The sequence below is a fragment of the Streptomyces sp. NPDC048337 genome (assembly GCF_043201175.1).
GTDB lineage: Bacteria > Actinomycetota > Actinomycetes > Streptomycetales > Streptomycetaceae > Streptomyces.
On the sequence record NZ_JBICYR010000023.1, the window covers coordinates 83,109 to 101,406 of the forward strand.

Consider the following 18,298-nt stretch of genomic DNA (forward strand, 5'->3'; position numbering starts at 1 on the left):
CCGCCTGACCCTTGGCTTGGTGTGCCGCTCCATCCCGCGGAGGTCGACACCACAACCCCGGCCCCCCCCCCCGCGGCGGCGGGGGGGGGGGGGGGCCCGCCCCCCCCCCCCACCACCCCTTCCCCCGTTCCGCGCCGACTGGAGAAGCTCCCATGCGCACCCGCACCTCTCTGTACGGTCTGCTCGTCGGCCTGCTGCTGGGCGCGGGCCTGCTGCTCCCGGCCGCCACCGCGACGGCGGCGGACAACGGCACCTGGGGGGTCTTCCCCACGCCCCCGGCCGGTGCTCCGATGACCGACCGCGCGTACTTCTTCCACCAGGGCGCGGCCGGGACCACCGTCAGCGACAGCGCGACGATCCTGAACTCCTCCGACAAGGACCTGACGTTCCAGGTCTTCGCGACCGACGCGATGAACACCCCGGCGGGCGGCGCCTTCGCCCTGCTGCCGGTGGAGACGAAGCCCAAGGACGTCGGCGCGTGGATCACGCTGCCGCCGGAGACCGCGACCACCGTCACCGTCCCGGCCAAGGGGCGCAAGGACATCCCGTTCACCGTGAAGGTCCCGGCGGACGCCACGCCCGGCGATCACGTCGGAGGGATCGTCGCCCTCAACACCGCCGTGGAGGGCATCCAGCAGGAGGGCAAGGTCCAGGTCGGGGTGAAGCGCTCGGTGGGCGCCCGGCTCTACTTCCGGGTGCCGGGGCCGGTGACCCCGGGGCTGAGCGTGGAGGACGTGCGCGTCAGCCGGTCGGCGCCGCTGCTGCCCTGGGTCAAGGACGCCCGCGCCACCATCTCGTACGCCCTGGTCAACCGGGGCAACGTGGTCGTCGAGCCGAAGGTGACGGTGTCCGCCGAGGGGCTGTTCGGGCGCGAGGTGCTGGACCGGCCGGCCCGCGAGCTGAAGCTGGTTCTGCTGCCCGGCCAGCGGATCGAGCTGACCGAACCGTGGCCGGACGCACCGCAGTCGGACTGGGTGACCGTGAAGATCACCGCCGGGGCCGCGGCCCACCCCGATCTCGTCTCCACGTCCGAGACGGACTTCATCGCCGTGCCGTGGCCCGCCGTGGGCTTCCTCCTGGTCGCGGCCGGGGCCGGCATCGCCCTCCTCGTGCTGCGCCGCCGCCGCGCCCACCCGGAACAGGCCGAATCCACACCGGACTTGGCTGAAGCGCGCTGACCGGCGAGGGTGTCCCCGGGGACGGCATCCGGCCGCCTCCGACCACGGGGAGGCACGACCGATGGACCAAGACCACAGAGACACCCGGCCCGGCACGGACGCCGGCCCCGCCGCCCCGGCCAGGGGCGTCGGCCTGCTGACCCGCATCGAGCGCGAGCTGGGCACCGGCACCGCCGCCTACCTGCCGGGGGACGGCTGGATACGGCTCACCCTGCCGCTGGAGGACGGCGGCCCGGCGCCCGTCACGGTGGACGTGGTCGCGGACATCACGCGCGCCCCGCACGGGATCGCGTACCTGCTGCCCGGCGGCGGCCTGAACTTCGCGGCGGACTTCTTCACACCGGGCGGCCCGGCCGACCACAACCTCGCCCACGAGCTGCGCCGCCAGGGCCTGCTCGTCGTCGGTGTCACCCCGCGCGAGGACGCCGCCGCGGCCGAGGACATCACCGCCGAGTGGGGCCTCGCGGCGCACCGCCGGGACCTGGCCCGGGTGGTGGCGGCGCTGGACTCCGTACTGCACCTGCCGTACCAGTACGCCGGGCACTCCGCCGGGGCCGCCCTCGCGCTGGACGCGGCCTCGCACGATCCCTCGCCGCGGCTGCGCCGGGTGGTCGTGCTGGACACGACCGGCCCGTACACCGGCGATCTCGCGGTACGGGCGGCCGCCACCCGGGACGTGTACGCCGCCCAGCTCGCGCAGGGCACCCACGCGGCCGATCCCGGGCTGGCGGCCCTGGTCGCGCGGGCCGTGACCGACCCGGCGGGCTCCTCCGCGGTCCCGTGGCCGCCGGACCCCTCGCTGCGCTTCACCCACGCCGGGCTCGCCCACTTCGCGCTGATCCGCACGGCGGCCCTGCCCGGCCCGGCGAACTGGATCTACGCGCAGGGCCACAGCGCGGGCGGCTACGCCTTCGGCGCCACCCCGGCCGAGGACCGCTTCAGCCTGGCCCACACCCCGCTCGCCACCTGGCACGCGGCCACCGCCGCGCTCGGCAGCGGGCTCCTGCCGACCGCCCTGATGCGGGATCTCGCCGCCGTCTGGGCCGGGGACGGGGCCACGTACCCGATCGCCTGGGAGCGCATCGGCGCCGAGGTGGTCTGGGTCAACACGGAGTTGGGCCGCGGCGACCACCCGCACGGCGCGGAGCTGATCCGCGCGGGCGGCAACGACCGGGTCTCCTTCACGGTCGTCCCCGGCTACGGCCACGGCGACGCGGTCTGGAGCACCAAGGCCGCGGCGGACGTCTGGTCACTGCTGTAGGTCGGGGAAAACGGACTCGCCCCCGCGTGAGGGTTGCGGGGGCGAGCGGTACTGCGGGGCGTGCGGGCGGTCAGTGGTTGCGGGGGAAGCCCAGGTCCACGCCGGCCGGCGCGTCCGAGGGGTCCGGCCAGCGGGTCGTGACGACCTTGCCGCGGGTGTAGAAGTGGATGCCGTCGTTGCCGTAGATGTGCAGGTCGCCGAAGAGCGAGTCCTTCCAGCCGCCGAAGGAGTGGTAGCCCACCGGCACCGGGATCGGCACGTTGACGCCGACCATGCCCGCCTGGATCTCCAGCTGGAAGCGGCGGGCGGCGCCGCCGTCGCGGGTGAAGATCGCGGTGCCGTTGCCGAACGGCGAGGCGTTGATGAGGGCCACGCCCTCCTCGTAGGTCTCGGTGCGCAGCACGCACAGCACCGGGCCGAAGATCTCGTCTCGGTAGGCGTCGGAGTCGGTCTTCACGTTGTCGAGCAGCGAGAGGCCGATCCAGTGGCCGTTCTCGAAGCCGTCCACCGTGTAGCCGGTGCCGTCGAGGACCACGTCGGCGCCCTGGTCGGCCGCGCCCTTCACGTACGAGGCGACCTTGTCGCGGTGGGCGGCCGTGATCAGCGGGCCCATCTCGGAGGTCGGGTCGTTGCCGGGGCCGATCTTGATCTTCTCGGCGCGCTCGCGGATCTTCTCGACGAGGGCGTCACCGATGGAGCCGACCGCCACGACCGCGGAGATCGCCATGCAGCGCTCGCCGGCCGAGCCGTAGGCGGCGGAGACGGCCGCGTCGGCGGCCGCGTCCAGGTCGGCGTCCGGCAGCACGAGCATGTGGTTCTTGGCGCCGCCCAGCGCCTGGACGCGCTTGCCGTTGGCGGAGGCGGTTGTGTGGATGTGGCGGGCGATCGGGGTGGAGCCCACGAAGGAGACGGCCGCGACGTCGGGGTGGGAGAGCAGGGCGTCGACGGCGACCTTGTCACCGTGGACGACGTTCAGCACGCCCGCCGGCAGACCGGCCTCGCTCGCCAGCTCGGCCAGCTTGACGGAGGCGGAGGGGTCCTTCTCGCTCGGCTTGAGGATGAAGGTGTTTCCGCAGGCCACGGCCAGCGGGAACATCCACATCGGGACCATCGCCGGGAAGTTGAAGGGGGTGATGCCCGCGACCACGCCGATGGGCTGGCGGATGGCGGCCACGTCCACGCGGTTGGAGACGGAGGTCGACAGCTCGCCCTTGAGCTGCGTGGTGATCCCGCAGGCCAGCTCGACGATCTCCAGGCCGCGCGCGACCTCGCCCAGCGCGTCCGAGTGGACCTTGCCGTGCTCGGCGGTGATCAGCTCGGCGATGGCGTCGCGGTTGGCGTCCAGCAGGGCGCGGTAGGCGAACAGCACCTTGGTGCGGGCGGCCAGCGAGGACTGGCCCCAGGTCTGGAAGGCCTCCTTCGCGACCTGTACCGCCGCGTCGACCTCTTCGGCCGAGGCGAGCGCGACCTGCGTGGTGACCTCGCCGGTGGCCGGGTCGGTGACCGGGCCGTAGTTGCCCGACGCGCCCTCGACGGTCTTGCCACCGATCCAGTGGTTGACGGTCTTCATGTGCCTTGCTCCTTCACAGATGGCGACGTCGCTGAGCGGCTTGCCGGTCGTACTCTTCACGGGCCTGGGCCGCCGCCTTGCGGGTCGCGGTCTCGGCCACAGGAACATCCCACCACGCCTGTGCCGGGGGTGGGCCCGACACAGTGTCGGGCGTTCGGGTCTGTACGTAGACACATGTGGGACGCGTCGCCGAGCGGGCCTGGGCCAGGGCTTCACGCAGGTCACGTACGGTGCGGGCGCGGATCACGGCCATCCCGAGGGAGGCCGCGTTGGCCGCGAGGTCCACCGGAAGGGGGTCGCCGGTGTACGAGGCGTCGGGCGCCCGGAAGCGGTAGGCGGTGCCGAATCCCTCGGCGCCCACCGCCCCCGAGAGGCCGCCGATGGAGGCGTAGCCGTGGTTGTCGAGGATCACCACCCTGATCGGGAGGCCCTCCTGTACGGCCGTGACGATCTCCGTCGGGTTCATCAGGTAGGTCCCGTCGCCGACCAGCGCCCAGACCGGGCGGCGGGGGGCGGCGAGGGCGATGCCGATCGCGGCCGGGATCTCGTAGCCCATGCAGGAGTACCCGTACTCCAGGTGGTACTGGTCCGCCGACCGGGCCCGCCACAGTTTGTGCAGGTCTCCGGGGAGGGATCCGGCCGCGTTGACGAGGATGTCGGTGCCGTCGACCAGGGCGTCGAGCAGCCCGAGGACCTGGACCTGGGTGGGCGGGGCGTCCTCGTCCTCCTCCGGGACGGCGTAGGCCTGCTCGACGCGGGCCTCCCAGTTCGCCCGCCGTGCCGCGTACGCCGTCGCGTACCCGGGGTCCACGCGGTGCCCGGCGACCGCCTCGCGGAGTTCGTCGAGGCTCTCGCGGGCATCGGCGACCAGCGGCAGGGCGGCGAGTTTGTGGGCGTCGTACGGGTCCAGGTTGAGGCCGATGAACCGGACGGCCGGGTTCTGGAAGAGGGTCGAGGAGGCGGTGGTGAAGTCGGTCAGCCGGGTCCCGGCGGCGATGACGAGATCGGCCTCCCGGGCGACGGCGTCGGCGGCGGCGGTCCCGGTGTGGCCGATCCCGCCCAGGTCGGCGGGGTGGCCGTACGGCAGGACGCCCTTGCCCGCCTGGGTGACGGCGACCGGGATCCCGGTGGCCTCCGCGAAGGCGGCGAGGGCCGCCTGGGCCTCGCTGTGCCGGATACCGCCGCCCGCGACGATCAGGGGCCGCGCGGCCCCGCGTACGGCCTCGGCGGCCCGGGCCAGCTCGTGGCGGTCGGGCCGGGGCCGGCGCACCCCCCACACCCGCACCGCGAAGAACTCCTCGGGCCAGTCGTAGGCCTCCGCCTGCACGTCCTGCGGCAGCGCGAGGGTGACGGCCCCCGTCTGGACGGGGTCGGTGAGCACCCGCACGGCCTGGAGGGCGGCCGGGATCAGGGCCTCGGGGCGGGTGATCCGGTCGAAGTGGCGGGAGACGGGCCGCAGGGCGTCGTTGACGGAGAGGTCGCCGGCGTGGGGGACCTCCAGCTGCTGGAGCACGGGGTCGGCGGGCCGGGTGGCGAAGGTGTCCCCGGGCAGCAGGAGCACCGGGATCCGGTTGATCGTGGCGAGGGCGGCGCCGGTGACGAGGTTGGTGGCGCCGGGCCCGATGGAGGTGGTCACGGCGTGCGCGGAGAGCCGCCCGCTCTGCCGGGCGTACCCGACGGCGGCGTGCACCATGGCCTGCTCGTTGCGCCCCTGGAGGAAGGGCATCGTCTCGGGGCCCGCCTCCAGCAGCGCCTGCCCGATGCCCGCCACGTTGCCGTGCCCGAAGATCCCCCAGGTGGCGGTGATCAGCCGGTGCCTGCGGCCGTCGCGCTCGGCGTACTGGCGGGAGAGGAACCGTACGAGGGCCTGCGCGACGGTGAGCCTCACTGGTGCTCCTCCGATCGGGGGAAGGGCAGCCGGGGGTCGATGTCCTGCCCGTCCCAGCTGCCGCGGATCCAGGCGTGGTCGGGGTGGTCCCGGATCAACCACTCCCGGGGCTCGCCGGGCGCCCCGGCCATCACGTTCAGGTAGTACATGTCGTGCCCGGGGGCGGCGATGGACGGCCCGTGCCAGCCGTCGGGGATGAGCACGGCGTCCCCGGTCCGCACCTCGGTGAGGATGTCGGTCTTCCCGGCGGGCGAGGGGGTCACCCGCTGGTAGCCGAGCCCGGGGGTGCCGCCGTGCGGGGCGATCTCGAAGTAGTAGATCTCTTCGAGCCGGGACTCCTCGCCGGGGTGGTGCTCGTCGTGCTTGTGGGGCGGGTACGAGGACCAGTTCCCGCCGGGGGTGAGCACCTCGACGGCGATGAGCCGGTCGCAGGCGAAGCCGTGCGGGCCGGCGGCGGCGAAGTTGTTCACCTGCCGGGAGCACTGTCCTGCTCCGCGCAGCTCCACCCCCACCCCCTCGGCGGGCCCGTACCGGGCGGGCAGCCGCTCGGCGCACCGCGCCCCTGCGAGGGCGAAGCGCCCGCCGCCGGCGGAAGTGACCTCGGCATGCCCGTCCCGGGGCAGGTACGCGAAGTCGGTGACGCCGTCGAACACCCCGCGCCGCCCGCGCAGTTCGAAGACTTGCGGTGCGCTGCCGGGGCTCTGCCCCGGACCCCGCTCCTCAAACGCCGGAGGGGCTGGGTTGGTCCCCGCCGCCGGGGCCGCAATGGCGCTCCGAGCGTTGCCCGCGCCTGGCGGGCCGGAGTGCCCGGAGGGCACATCCAGCCCCGCCGGCGTTTGAGGCGCGGGGTCCGGGGCGGAGCCCCGATCTGGAACCCGCACCTGACCGTCCGGGGCCGGCTCCGCGCAGCGGACGCGGCACGCGCCCGACAACGGGAGCACGATCCACTCCGCCTCCCCGCACCGGTGCGCGTACGACTCCCCCGGAGCGAGGTCGAGGACGATCAGCCTCGTCCACTCCATCCCCCACTCAGCAGTCACCGGCACGGCCCAGCACCTCCTCCACCTCGTCGGAGAACGGCATCGCCGACGAGCACGCCAACCGCGAAGCGACGATCGCCCCGGCCGCGTTCGCGAACCGCATGACCCGCTCCAGCCCCCACCCTGCGAGCAGCCCGTGGCACAGCGCCCCGCCGAACGCGTCCCCGGCCCCCAGCCCGTTCACCACCTCCACCGCCACCGGCGGCACCTCCGCCACCGTCCCGTCGCGGTGGACCGCCAGCACGCCCTCCGGGCCCCGTTTGACCACGGCCAGTTCCACGCCGGCGGCGAGCAGCGCCCGTGCCGCCGCGTACGGCTCCGCCGCGCCCGTGGCGATCTCGCACTCCTCCGCGTTGCCGACGGCCACCGTCGCCCCGGCCAGTGCCCGCTCGTAGTACGGCCCCGGTTTCTCCCGCCACAGCATGGGCCGCCAGTCCAGGTCGAACACCGTGATCCCGGACTTCGCCCGCGCCTCCAGCGCGGCCAGCGTCGCCGCCCGCGAGGGCTCCTCGCTCAGGCCCGTCCCCGTCATCCAGAACACCCGCGCGGCCCGTACCGCCGCCAGGTCCAGCTCCTCGGCCGCGATCTCCAGGTCGGGGGCCTTCGGCAGCCGGTAGAAGTACAGCGGGAAGCGGTCGGGCGGGAAGATCTCGCAGAAGGTGATCGGCGTGGGGAAGTCCGCGACCTCGGCCACCCACCGGTCGTCCACCCCGAACCCCCGCAGCTCCGCCCGCAGATACGCCCCGAAGGGGTCCGCCCCGGTCCGGGTGATCATCGCGACGCGCCGCCCCAGCCGGGCCGCCGCGACGGCCACGTTGGCCGGGGAGCCGCCCAGGAACCTGCCGAAGGTGTCCGCGTCCGCCAGTGCTACGCCGGTCGTCAACGGGTAGAGATCCACCCCGATCCGGCCCATCGTGATCAGGTCGAACGCGAACGGATCGCCGGTGCCCGCGCCTGCGCCTGTGCCGGTCACAGTCAGTCCTCCCACTTCGTCTCGCACCCTAAGGTGGCCGTCATGACGTCCTCCCCACCCGCGTTGACCCGTATCCGCATCGGATCGGCTCCGGACTCCTGGGGTGTCTGGTTCCCCGACGATCCCCGGCAGACCCCCTGGGAGCGGTTCCTCGACGAGGTCGCCGACGCGGGGTACGAGTGGATCGAGCTCGGCCCCTACGGCTATCTGCCCACCGACCCCGCCCGACTCGCCGAGGAAACAGCCAAACGCGGGCTGCGGGTCTCGGCCGGAACCGTCTTCACCGGACTCCATCACGGGCCCGCCGTGTGGGAGGACACCTGGGAGCACGTGTCGCGGATCGCGGCGCTCACGCAGGCCATGGGCGCGGCCCATCTCGTCGTCATCCCCTCCTTCTGGCGGGACGACAAGACCGGCGAGGTGCTGGAGGACCGCACCCTCACCCCCGGCCAGTGGCGTGAACTGACCGCCCAGACCGAGCGGCTGGGCCGCGAGGTGCGGGAGCGGTACGGGCTGCGGATCGCGGTCCACCCGCATGCCGACACGCACATCGACACCCCTGAGAACGTGGCCCGGTTCCTGGATGCCACCGACCCCGGCCTCGTCTCGCTCTGCCTGGACACCGGGCACTACGCGTACTGCGGCGGCGACAGCGTCCAGGCCGTCGAGACCTTCGGCGAGCGCATCGGCTACCTCCACCTCAAGCAGGTGGATCCGCGGATCCTCGCCGAAGTCGTCGCCGACCAGGTGCCCTTCGGTCCGGCCGTGGCCCGGGGGGTGATGTGCGAGCCGCCGTCGGGGGTGCCCGCCCTGGAACCGGTTCTTGCCGCCGCCCAGCGGCTCGGCGTGGACCTGTTCGCCATCGTGGAACAGGACATGTACCCCTGCGAGCCGGACCGGCCGCTGCCGATCGCCCGCCGCACCCGCGACTACCTGCGCTCCTGCGGCGCCCGCTGACTCCCCGGGAGGGATACGACATGAGCACGCTCGGAATCGCGGTGATCGGCACCGGGAAGATGGGAACGGACCACGTCCGCCGGATCGGCCGGACCGTCGGCGGCGCCCGGGTGGTGGCGGTGGCCGACCCGGACGGGGACCGGGTCAAGGAGGTCGCCGCCGGCCTGGACGGGGCCGGCGCGTACACCGACCCGGCGGCCGCGATAGCCGCGCCCGGGGTGCGGGCCGTGCTCATCGCCTCGCCCGGACCCGCCCACGAGGAGGCGATCGGGCACGCGCTGGCGCAGGAACTGCCGGTGCTGTGCGAGAAGCCGCTCACCCCGGACCCGGCGGGGGCCCTGCGCGTCATGGAGGCCGAACGGCGGCTGGGGCGACGGCTGGTGCAGGTGGGGTTCATGCGCCGGTACGACGCCGAGTACGAGCGGCTCAAGGAGCTGCTGGACGCGGGCGGGATCGGGCGACCGCTCTTCCTGCACTGCCGGCACCGCAACGCCGCCTCCCCGTCCTTCTTCACCAGCGACATGCTGATCAGCGACTCGGTGGTGCACGAGGTGGACGCGGCCCGCTGGCTGCTGGGGCAGGAGATCACCGCCGTCACGGTGCTCTCGCCCCGGCCCACGGCAGCCGCCCCCGAGGGGCTGCGCGATCCCCGGCTGGTGCTGCTGGAGACCTCCGGCGGGGCCGTCGTCGACGTGGAGATCTTCGTCAACTGCGGTTTCGGCTACCAGGTGCAGTGCGAGGCGGTCGGCGAGGCGGGCAGCGCCCGGATCGGCGACGGCCACGCGATGGTGGTGCAGTCGGCGGGCCGCTGGGGCGGCGCGATCGACCAGGACTTCACGGTGCGCTTCGCCGACGCCTACGACCGGCAGCTGCGCGCCTGGGTGGCCGCGGCGGCGCGGGGCCGGGTGGCGGGCCCGGACGCGTGGGACGGCTACGCCGCGGCCGCCGTCTCGGAAGCGGGCCTGACGGCCGCGCGCACCGGCCTACGGACCCCCGTGGAGCTGGCGGAACGACCGGCCCTGTACCACTGATCCCCTCCTCCAAACCTTTTCTTCCCCTTCGACCCCTGTGCCACATCTGTCACAGGGGTCGCCTTTGTGTCACGCATGTCCGCATGACGCGGGTCTTCCGTCACAGGCGGTCGACAGCCCCTCCCCTGCCCTCACCCAGCGTCGTTCCCCGGGCAGAACCCTGAGTGATCGTCAGTGTCCACGCGCCGGCTCCCCCGACGGCCTCCCGGCCGGCCCCGCGGCGTGGACAAGGAGGTGTGGTCATGAGCGACCGACAGCTGTGGTCGTACAAGGAGATCGCCGCCCACATCCGGGTCCAGCCGGACACCGTGCGCTCCTATCGCAAGCACGGGCTGCTCCCCCCACCCGATCATGTGGAGGGCGGCAAGCCCTATTGGTACGCCGACACCGTCCGCGCCTGGGTGGCCCGCCGCCCCGGCAACCGAGGCCGCCGCGAGGACTGACGCACAGCCCCGGGACGGGACTCCCGGGCCCCGTCCCGCACCCACATGCAGTACGCCAATCCGCTGATCGGCCCGCGAAACCCTCAAGCGGTCGCTGCCGCGAACCGATTACCGGACTGGAGCCGACCCAGCTCCGCACGCCCTCCGCATCGGTTCGCAAGGAGCACCGCATGACCCCCGAGACCACCATGAGATCAGCTCACACCCGCCGTCCGCGGAGGAGAACGTGGGCCGCCGGCTGCGCCGTGGCGTCCTTGGCGCTCGCGCTGGCGGGCATCGCTTCCCCGGCCACGGCCGCGGACGGCCCCGGCAAGGCCTCCGCGGCCGGGAAGTCCTGCAAGACATCCAAGCCGAAGGGCAAGAAGGGCCCGAAGGCCACGTGCCCGGCGCCGCTGGCCGGCTATGAAGTGGTCGTCCTCGACAACCAGCTGGTCGCAGCCCACGACAATGCCCAGGCCATCGTGCCGTGCCCCGCCGGCAAGAAGGTGATCGGAGGCGGATTCTTCGGGTTCATCCCTGAGGTGCAGGCCTTCCGGTCCTTCCCGCAAGGATCCGAGTTCACCGCCTGGGTCGTGGTCGTCCAGAACAACTCGAACGTCACCAGCGCTTTCGACGCCTACGCCATCTGCGCGAACGTCGAGAGCTGACGCCACGCCGTTCTGCCGGGAGGCACCCCCGGGCCCGCGGGCACCGGGGGCTCCCGGGCGGGCGCCCCCTACCGGGCCCCGGCCGGGACGGGCTCCGGTTCCGGGTGCTCCGCCGCCGGCTGCGGCGACTCGCCCTCGCTGAGGCCGATCCGCTCGTGCAGGCGGCGCAACGGGCCCGGTGCCCACCAGGTGGCCTTGCCGGTCAGCTTCATGACCGCCGGGACCAGGAGGCTGCGGACGACCATGGCGTCCATCAGCACCGCCAGCGCGATCCCGAGGCCCAGCATCTTGGTGTTGGTCACCCGCGAGGTGCCGATGGCCACCATCACCACCGCCAGGATGAGGGCCGCGGCGGTGATCAGACCGCCGGTGCGGGCCAGTCCGCCGCGCACGGCCCCCTCGTGGTCCCCGGTCCGGTCGTACTCCTCCTTGATCCGGGATATGAGGAACACCCCGTAGTCCATGGACAGCCCGAAGGCGATGCAGAACATCAGCACGGGCAGGGTGGTCTCGATGTCCCCGGTGGCGGTGAAGGAGAGCAGTCCGGAGAGGTGGCCCTCCTGGAAGACCCACACCACCGCCCCGAACATCGCCGTCAGGCTGAGGGCGTTGAGCAGCACCGCCTGGAGCGGTATCAGCAGGCTCCCGCTGAGCAGGAAGACCAGCAGCAGCGTGGCCACTGCCACCAGGGCCAGTGCGGTGGGCAGGGCGTCGGCGATCGCCTCCCGGGTGTCGACGAGCCGCGCCGCCTGCCCTGCCACGGAGGTGCGGAAGTCGGCATCGACCTTCCGCACGTCGCCGACCAGGCCCTGGGCCCGCGGCCCCACAGCCTCCCCCTCGGTGGTCACCGAGAAGTACGCGTAGCTCGCCTCGGCGCCGGTGCTCACCGGCCCGTCGACGCGGACCACCCCGGGCAGCGCGGCCACCCGATCCCGGTAGGCGGCGAGCTCGGCGGGGCCGTGCGCCCCCTCGGCGAACACGGTGAGCTCGCCGCCGGGGCTGCCCGGGAAGCCGTCCCGGATCTGCTGCTGGACCACACGCGACTCGGCGGTGCCGGGCAGCTGCCGGTCGTCCACGGTGCCGAACTTGACGCCGAGGAAGGGAATTCCGAGGAGCAGCAGCCCGGCGGTGGTGGCCACCGCGAAGACCGGGGCCCGGCGCATCACCAGCGCGGCCGCCCGCCCCCAGCCCCGCCTCTGCTCCGCCGTGGCACCAGGCGCGGCGTCGGGCCCGGCATCGGACACGGGCCCCCGCCGCCACAGTCGGCGCAGGTCCAGGGAGTTGACCCGCTCACCGAGCAGTACCAGGGCCGCCGGCAGCAGGATGAGAGCGGCCGCTGCCGCGAGCAGGACCACCGCGACCCCGGCGTAGGCGAAGGAGCGTAGGAAGGGCATCGGGAAGAGGACCATCGCCGAGAGGGCGACCGCGACCGTCAGCGCCGAGAACAGCACGGTGCGCCCGGCGGTGCGCACGGTGGCCCCGACGGCGCCCACCGGATCCCGCCCCGCCGCGAGCTCCTCGCGGAATCTGCGGACGATGAACAGGGCGTAGTCGATGGCGAGTCCGAGGCCGAGGGCGGTGGTCAGGTTCTGCGCGAAGACGGAGACCTCGGTGAACTCGGTGAGGCCGCTCAGCACCGCGTTGGTGCCGAGGATGGCCACGATGCCGACGCCGAGCGGCAGCACGGCCGCGACAGCGCTGCCGAAGACGAGGACGAGCAGGACGAGGGTGACCGGCAGGGCGATCAGCTCGGCGCGCAGCAGGTCCTCCTGGATGGTCGTGGTCACCTCGCGCTGGACCGCGACCGGCCCGCCGAGGGAGACCCGCACCGGTCCGTGCTCGCCCCGGTAGTGGGGGGCGATCCGCTCCAGCACCTCGGAGGCCGCCTTCGGGTCACCCGGCACCCTGGCCGCGATCAGGGCCTGCCGGCCGTCCTCGGAGCGCAGCGCGGGCAGGTGCGTGCGCCAGTACGAGCCGACGCCGACGACCCCCTGTTCGGCGGCGAGCCGCGCGGTCAGCCGCTCCGCCTCGGCGGCGACGGCGGGATCGTCCACCCCGGCGGCCTGTGACCCGGCCTCCACGAGCAGCAGCAGATTGGGCTGGGAGCCCGGGAACTCGCGCTCCAGGGCCTTGGTGGCGTAGGTGGACTGGGCGCCCGGGTCTTCCCAGCCGCCACTGCTCATCCGCTCGGCGACGCCGCCGCCCGCGAACACGGTCAGCGCCGTGACCACGAGCGCGAGCAGCAGCGAGAGACGTGGCCGGGCCGTGACGAAGCGGGTCCACCTGCCGCTCTCCCCGTGCCGCTCTCCCCCGGAAGACGGCGGCTTTTTGACTTCGGACATGACTCGGTGTCCCCTTCACCGTGATTGCCAGGCCGAATAGACTGGCAAACACGAGCAGTCGCTCGCGTTTCCTCAGAATGCGAGCGACCTCTCGTGTTTGTCAATCACCCACGGGAAGCAGGGGATGAGACATGCCGGGGACCGCCAAGGACACATCCGCCGCAACCGGTGAAAACAGCGAGACCGGCACGGCCACCCCGCGCCGCCGCCAGGCCCGCGGCGAGCGCCGGATCAGCCAGCTCCTGGCAGCCGCCGCCGGGGTGTTCTGCCGTACCGGCTACGCCGCCGCCAGCACCAACGCCATCGCGCGCGAGGCCGGAGTATCGCCGGGCACGCTCTACCAGTACTTCCCGAACAAGGAGGCCATCGCGATCGAGCTCGGCGACCAGCTGCTCCGACACGCCCGCGAGACGCACGGCCAGGCCTTCCTGCCCCAGAACCTGAGCCTCCCGCTGCCCGAGGTGCTGGACGCCGTCCTGGACCCGCTGATCGCCTTCAACTGCGAGAACCCGGCCTTCTGGGCCCTCATGCACGGCTCCGGCATCCCCGGGAGCATCGACAAGGAGCACGAGGAGCTCCACTCCAGCATGATCACGCAGGTCCAGGGCGCCGTGCACGCCTTCGTCCCCGAGGCCACACCGACCGAGCTCGCCCACATCTCGAACATGATCCTGGGCATCTTCAAAGCGTCCCTGGACCTGATCCTGACGCACGAGGGAGCCGAACGCGACGCTTACGTCGCGGAGCTGAAGACCGTCCTGCTGCGCTACCTGGAACCGATGGTCACCACGACTCGCTCCCACTGACCCGCCGCGGCCGGCCGCGCTCCGGCTTCGCCCCCCGCGCGCCCGCCCGCAGCCGCAGCCCCACCAGCGGGAACACCAGCACGGACAGCATCCCGGCGCCCACCAGCGCCGCCGCCTCCCCGGGCTCCACCATCCCGTCCTCAACCCCCAGCGTGGTGATCGCCACCACCAGCGGCAGCGCGGTGGACCCGAAGAGCACCAACGCCGCACGGTCCCGCCGCCCCAGGTCCCGGGGCGCCAGCAGCCACATCGGCAGCCCCCGCACGACCAGGAACAGCAGCAGGAACACCGGCAGCAGCAGAAGCACCCGCCCGCCCCCGAGCAGGGCCTTCAGGTCGAACTCGATCCCCGTCACCACGAAGAACAGCGGCACCAGGAAGCCGAAGCCCATGGCCTCCACCTTCGACAGCACGGTCTCGGCGCTGTCCGGCGCGGCCCCCTGGAGCACCAGCCGGGTGATCAGCCCGGCCGCGAAGGCCCCGAGCAGGATGTCGAGCCCGAGCACCTGGGCCAGCGCCAGCATCGCCACCAGCAGCAGGACCACCAGCCGGACCGCGAACTGCGCGCTGCTGTGCAGGGTCTTGGCGATGACCTTGGAGAACCACGGCGGCTTGGGCCGCAGCGCCCAGAACACCGCCGCCGCGGTCAGCACCGCGAAGGCGGCCAGCAGCACCGCCGAGCGCGCCGGCGCCCGGCCGCTCAGCAGCAGCGCCATCGCGATGATCGGCCCGAACTCGCCGATGGAGCCCATCGCCATCATCACGGAGCCGAATCTGCTCTGCAGGTCCCCGGCGTCCCTCAGCACGGGCAGGATCGCGCCCAGCGCGGTGCTGGTGAGCGCGGTGCCGACGTAGACCCCCTTGTCGAAGCCGCCCCCGTGGGCGAGCAGGACGCCGACCCCGAGGCCCAGCGCGAGGGCGATCAGCCAGGCCCACACCGACCTCTTGAGGGTGTCCCCCTTGACCTGGTCGAACTGGATCTCGTAGCCGGCCAGGAAGATCAGCATCGCGAGCCCGAGCTGACTGAGTACGTCGATCACCTGGCCGGTGTGCGCCCAGCCGAGCACGTCCGGGCCGATCAGGACGCCGAGCAGGATCTCGAAGATCACCAGGGGGACGGGCAGCCACCGCGCGATGGCGTACGCGAGCAGGGGCGCGAGCACGGCGACGACGGTGATCAGTACGAAGGTTCCCGGATGATCCATAGAGGCCATTTACGTATATTTACGGAGTATCGGCATCCCAAAAGAGGGGCCTTGGACACTCGCATTAATACCCCCTAGGGGTATAGTCTCTGAGTGTCGGGAGAGAGTGGAGCGAAGCACCGCCTCCCCGCGCGACCGGACACACCCTTGAAGAGGAGAACGACATGACCGCCGAGACGGACACCCTGACCACCACCGTCTACCGCGTGACCGGCATGACCTGCGGGCACTGCGAGGGCTCGGTGACCAAGGAGCTCTCCGCCCTGCCGGGCGTCAGCTCGGTCAAGGCCGTCGCCGCGACCGGCGAGGTCACCGTGGTCTCCGCCGCCCCGCTCGCCGTCGAGGACGTCCGCGCCGCCGTGGACGAGGCCGGCTACGAGCTCGCCGAGGCCTGAGCACCCCGGCGGCACCTGCGCCGCCCGCAGCACCCGCAGCACCCCGCCGGGCCGTATCCGACCAGCTCATACTGGTTCCATACGGCCCGGCCCGCCCTCCCCTCTGGAGCCGGAACATGACCAGCACCCTGCACGACGGACCCATAACGGCGGTCGAGCTCACGATCGGCGGGATGACCTGCGCCTCCTGCGCGGCCCGCATCGAGAAGAAGCTCAACCGGATGGACGGCGTCGAGGCCACGGTGAACTACGCCACCGAGAAGGCGCACGTCTCCTACACCGGCGACGTCCAGGTCGCCGACCTCATCGCCACCGTCGTCAAGACCGGCTACGCCGCGGAAGAGCCCCCGCCGCCCGCCCCGCCCGCCACCGAGGCGGCCACCGAGGAGGGAGCGGAGACCGAGGCCCCGGACCGGGCGCTCGCCGCCCTGCGCCAGCGGCTCCTCGTCTCCGTCACCCTCGCCCTGCCGGTCGTCCTGCTGTCCATGGTCCCGGCCCTCCAGTTCGACAACTGGCAGTGGCTCTCGCTGACCCTCGCCGCCCCCGTCGTGGTCTGGGGCGGGCTCCCCTTCCACAAGGCCGCGTGGACCAACGCCCGGCACGGCGCCGCCACCATGGACACCCTGGTCTCCGTCGGCACGCTCGCCGCCTTCGTCTGGTCCCTGTGGGCCCTGTTCTTCGGCCACGCCGGCATGCCCGGCATGCGGCACGGTTTCGACTTCGCCATTTCCCGTACGGACGGCTCCTCCGCCATCTACCTGGAGGTCGCGGCGGGCGTCATCGGCTTCATCCTCCTCGGCCGCTACCTGGAGGCCCGTTCCAAGCGGAAGGCCGGCGCGGCCCTGCGGGCCCTGATGGAACTGGGCGCCAAGGACGTCGCCGTCCTGCGCGCGGGCCGCGAGGTCCGCATCCCGGTGAGCGCGCTCGCGGTCGGCGACCGGTTCGTCGTCCGCCCGGGCGAGAAGATCGCCACCGACGGCACGGTCGTCGAGGGCAGCTCCGCCGTGGACGCCTCCATGCTGACCGGCGAGTCCGTCCCCGTCGAGGTCACGGTGGGCGACTCCGTCACCGGCGCCACCGTCAACGCCTCCGGCCGCCTCGTCGTCGAGGCCACCCGGATCGGCGCCGACACCCAGCTCGCCCGGATGGCCCGGCTGGTCGAGGAGGCCCAGAACGGAAAGGCCGAGGTCCAGCGCCTGGCCGACCGGATCTCCGCGATCTTCGTACCCGTCGTCCTCGTGCTCGCGCTCGGCACCTGGGTCACCTGGCTGCTGATCACCGACAACCCGACGGCCGCCTTCACCGCCGCCGTGGCCGTCCTGATCATCGCCTGCCCGTGCGCCCTGGGCCTGGCCACCCCGACCGCCCTGATGGTCGGCACCGGCCGGGGCGCTCAGCTCGGCATCCTCATCAAGGGCCCCGAGGTACTGGAGTCCACCCGCCGCGTGGACACCGTCGTCCTGGACAAGACCGGAACCGTCACCACCGGCCGGATGACCCTGGCCGGCGTGCACACCGCCGAGGGCGTCGACGAGGGGGAACTGCTGCGCCTGGCCGGGTCCCTGGAGCACGCCTCCGAGCACCCGATCGCCCGGGCCGTCGCCACCGCGGCGGCCGAGAGGGCCGGCGCCCTGTCGGTCCCGGAGGGCTTCGAGAACCGCGGCGGCCTCGGCGTCCAGGGCGTGGTCGACGGCCACGCCGTCCTGGTGGGCCGCGAACAGCTGCTGGCCGACTGGTCAATGGAGCTGCCGGCCGGGCTCAAGGAGGCCAAGGCGGCCGCCGAGGCCGAGGGCGGCACCGCCGTCCTGGTGGCCTGGGACGGCGCGGCGCGCGGGGTCCTGACCGTCGCCGACGCGGTCAAGGAGACCAGCGCCGAGGCGGTGGCCCGGCTGCGGGCACTGGGCCTCACCCCGGTCCTGCTGACCGGCGACAACCAGGCCGTCGCCGAGACGGTGGCCCGCGCGGTGGGCATCGACGAGGTCATCGCCGAGGTGCTCCCGCAGGACAAGGTCGACGTCGTACGCCGCCTCCAGGCGCAGGGCCGTACGGTCGCCATGGTCGGCGACGGGGTCAACGACGCGGCCGCGCTGGCCCAGGCCGACCTGGGCCTCGCGATGGGCACCGGCACCGACGCGGCCATCGAGGCGGGCGATCTGACCCTCGTACGGGGGGACCTGCGGGTCGCGGCGGACGCGATCCGGCTGTCCCGCCGGACCCTGGCCACGATCAAGGGCAATCTCTTCTGGGCCTTCGGCTACAACGTGGCGGCCCTGCCGCTGGCGGCCGCGGGACTGCTCAACCCGATGATCGCGGGGGCCGCGATGGCCTTCTCCTCGGTCTTCGTGGTGACCAACAGCCTGCGGTTGCGTTCATTCCGGTAGTGGATCTCCTCCGCACCGCACACACGTTTCCTTCACGAGAGACGCAGATCACAGTGATCGCAACGTAACCATCCGGGGTCGCCGCGGGTCTAATGAGGCGATGCCAGGAACGTCTTGGGGGACGTTCCACGGAAGTCTTGGGGGACGTCCGTGGCATCAGCCGGCCGGGACACGTGGCCACG

15 protein-coding genes are annotated in these 18,298 nt (G+C 73.0%); 9 read left to right on the plus strand and 6 right to left on the minus strand.

Annotated elements, in window-relative coordinates; all coding sequences use genetic code 11:
- Positions 1-152 precede the first annotated feature (152 nt).
- Together ACGFYU_RS30185 and ACGFYU_RS30190 are read left to right on the plus strand one after the other, a co-directional pair.
- The gene (locus tag ACGFYU_RS30185) at positions 153-1,178 is read left to right on the plus strand and encodes a WxL protein peptidoglycan domain-containing protein (protein ID WP_393830474.1); all 1,026 of its coding nucleotides are present in this window, start codon (positions 153-155) and stop codon (positions 1,176-1,178) included.
- A 61-nt stretch (positions 1,179-1,239) separates the two neighbouring features.
- Positions 1,240-2,439 (plus strand): hypothetical protein, encoded by a 1,200-nt coding sequence (locus tag ACGFYU_RS30190; RefSeq protein WP_393830475.1) that lies wholly within the window; start codon positions 1,240-1,242, stop codon positions 2,437-2,439.
- Positions 2,440-2,509: 70 nt separating this feature from the next.
- Here ACGFYU_RS30190 and ACGFYU_RS30195 read toward each other — a convergent pair whose 3' ends face one another.
- From ACGFYU_RS30195 to iolC, 4 genes are read right to left on the minus strand one after another with little or no spacing between them, the layout of a single operon-like run.
- Complete coding sequence (locus ACGFYU_RS30195) at positions 2,510-4,009, minus strand: CoA-acylating methylmalonate-semialdehyde dehydrogenase (protein ID WP_393830476.1); 1,500 nt, start codon at positions 4,007-4,009, stop codon at positions 2,510-2,512.
- Positions 4,010-4,022: 13 nt separating this feature from the next.
- Positions 4,023-5,897, minus strand: a complete 1,875-nt coding sequence (gene iolD, locus ACGFYU_RS30200; protein ID WP_393830477.1) for a 3D-(3,5/4)-trihydroxycyclohexane-1,2-dione acylhydrolase (decyclizing) — start codon at positions 5,895-5,897, stop codon at positions 4,023-4,025.
- Entirely contained in the window at positions 5,894-6,943 is a 1,050-nt protein-coding gene (gene iolB / locus ACGFYU_RS30205) for a 5-deoxy-glucuronate isomerase (protein WP_393830478.1), read from the minus strand. The genes iolD and iolB overlap by 4 nt, the downstream gene beginning before the upstream one ends.
- On the minus strand, positions 6,927-7,910 hold the full coding sequence (gene iolC / locus ACGFYU_RS30210; RefSeq protein WP_393830479.1) for a 5-dehydro-2-deoxygluconokinase: 984 nt from the start codon (positions 7,908-7,910) through the stop codon (positions 6,927-6,929). The genes iolB and iolC overlap by 17 nt, the downstream gene beginning before the upstream one ends.
- Before the next feature lie 42 nt (positions 7,911-7,952).
- On the opposite strand from iolC, the gene ACGFYU_RS30215 reads away from it, so the two are divergent.
- The 4 genes from ACGFYU_RS30215 to ACGFYU_RS30230 all read left to right on the plus strand — a co-directional run bounded on the left by ACGFYU_RS30215 (position 7,953) and on the right by ACGFYU_RS30230 (position 10,988).
- A complete protein-coding gene (locus ACGFYU_RS30215) occupies positions 7,953-8,867 on the plus strand; it encodes a sugar phosphate isomerase/epimerase family protein (RefSeq protein WP_393830480.1) in 915 nt (304 codons plus the stop codon).
- Between the two features lie 20 nt (positions 8,868-8,887).
- Positions 8,888-9,898, plus strand: a complete 1,011-nt coding sequence (locus tag ACGFYU_RS30220; protein WP_393830481.1) for a Gfo/Idh/MocA family protein — start codon at positions 8,888-8,890, stop codon at positions 9,896-9,898.
- 242 nt (positions 9,899-10,140) lie between these two features.
- Positions 10,141-10,341, plus strand: a complete 201-nt coding sequence (locus ACGFYU_RS30225; RefSeq protein ID WP_030710687.1) for an AlpA family transcriptional regulator — start codon at positions 10,141-10,143, stop codon at positions 10,339-10,341.
- Positions 10,342-10,511: 170 nt separating this feature from the next.
- Positions 10,512-10,988 carry a hypothetical protein gene (locus tag ACGFYU_RS30230; RefSeq protein ID WP_393830482.1) on the plus strand — a complete coding sequence of 159 codons (477 nt, stop codon included), beginning with the start codon at positions 10,512-10,514 and terminating at the stop codon, positions 10,986-10,988.
- Positions 10,989-11,056: 68 nt separating this feature from the next.
- On the opposite strand, the gene ACGFYU_RS30235 is transcribed toward ACGFYU_RS30230, so the two are convergent.
- Positions 11,057-13,330, minus strand: a complete 2,274-nt coding sequence (locus ACGFYU_RS30235; protein ID WP_393830483.1) for an MMPL family transporter — start codon at positions 13,328-13,330, stop codon at positions 11,057-11,059.
- Between the two features lie 131 nt (positions 13,331-13,461).
- On the opposite strand from ACGFYU_RS30235, the gene ACGFYU_RS30240 reads away from it, so the two are divergent.
- Entirely contained in the window at positions 13,462-14,136 is a 675-nt protein-coding gene (locus ACGFYU_RS30240; RefSeq protein WP_393830484.1) for a TetR/AcrR family transcriptional regulator, read from the plus strand.
- On the opposite strand, the gene ACGFYU_RS30245 is transcribed toward ACGFYU_RS30240, so the two are convergent.
- Positions 14,114-15,340, minus strand: a complete 1,227-nt coding sequence (locus tag ACGFYU_RS30245; protein ID WP_393830485.1) for a cation:proton antiporter — start codon at positions 15,338-15,340, stop codon at positions 14,114-14,116. The genes ACGFYU_RS30240 and ACGFYU_RS30245 overlap by 23 nt on opposite strands.
- Before the next feature lie 164 nt (positions 15,341-15,504).
- On the opposite strand from ACGFYU_RS30245, the gene ACGFYU_RS30250 reads away from it, so the two are divergent.
- The gene (locus ACGFYU_RS30250) at positions 15,505-15,735 is read left to right on the plus strand and encodes a heavy-metal-associated domain-containing protein (RefSeq protein ID WP_393830486.1); all 231 of its coding nucleotides are present in this window, start codon (positions 15,505-15,507) and stop codon (positions 15,733-15,735) included.
- Positions 15,736-15,851: 116 nt separating this feature from the next.
- Positions 15,852-18,116 carry a heavy metal translocating P-type ATPase gene (locus tag ACGFYU_RS30255; protein ID WP_393830487.1) on the plus strand — a complete coding sequence of 755 codons (2,265 nt, stop codon included), beginning with the start codon at positions 15,852-15,854 and terminating at the stop codon, positions 18,114-18,116.
- Positions 18,117-18,298: the final 182 nt, after the last annotated feature.

What these genes read in the sequence shown, in the direction of transcription:
- ACGFYU_RS30240 (WP_393830484.1), top strand. Translation starts at nt 13,462, where the DNA reads ATGCCGGGGACCGCCAAGGACACATCCGCCGCAACCGGTGAAAACAGC.
- ACGFYU_RS30255 (WP_393830487.1), top strand. Translation starts at nt 15,852, where the DNA reads ATGACCAGCACCCTGCACGACGGACCCATAACGGCGGTCGAGCTCACG.
- ACGFYU_RS30230 (WP_393830482.1), top strand. Translation starts at nt 10,512, where the DNA reads ATGACCCCCGAGACCACCATGAGATCAGCTCACACCCGCCGTCCGCGG.
- ACGFYU_RS30220 (WP_393830481.1), top strand. Translation starts at nt 8,888, where the DNA reads ATGAGCACGCTCGGAATCGCGGTGATCGGCACCGGGAAGATGGGAACG.
- ACGFYU_RS30215 (WP_393830480.1), top strand. Translation starts at nt 7,953, where the DNA reads ATGACGTCCTCCCCACCCGCGTTGACCCGTATCCGCATCGGATCGGCT.
- ACGFYU_RS30235 (WP_393830483.1), bottom strand. Translation starts at nt 13,330, where the DNA reads ATGTCCGAAGTCAAAAAGCCGCCGTCTTCCGGGGGAGAGCGGCACGGG.
- ACGFYU_RS30225 (WP_030710687.1), top strand. Translation starts at nt 10,141, where the DNA reads ATGAGCGACCGACAGCTGTGGTCGTACAAGGAGATCGCCGCCCACATC.
- ACGFYU_RS30195 (WP_393830476.1), bottom strand. Translation starts at nt 4,009, where the DNA reads ATGAAGACCGTCAACCACTGGATCGGTGGCAAGACCGTCGAGGGCGCG.
- ACGFYU_RS30245 (WP_393830485.1), bottom strand. Translation starts at nt 15,340, where the DNA reads ATGGATCATCCGGGAACCTTCGTACTGATCACCGTCGTCGCCGTGCTC.
- ACGFYU_RS30185 (WP_393830474.1), top strand. Translation starts at nt 153, where the DNA reads ATGCGCACCCGCACCTCTCTGTACGGTCTGCTCGTCGGCCTGCTGCTG.
- ACGFYU_RS30190 (WP_393830475.1), top strand. Translation starts at nt 1,240, where the DNA reads ATGGACCAAGACCACAGAGACACCCGGCCCGGCACGGACGCCGGCCCC.
- ACGFYU_RS30250 (WP_393830486.1), top strand. Translation starts at nt 15,505, where the DNA reads ATGACCGCCGAGACGGACACCCTGACCACCACCGTCTACCGCGTGACC.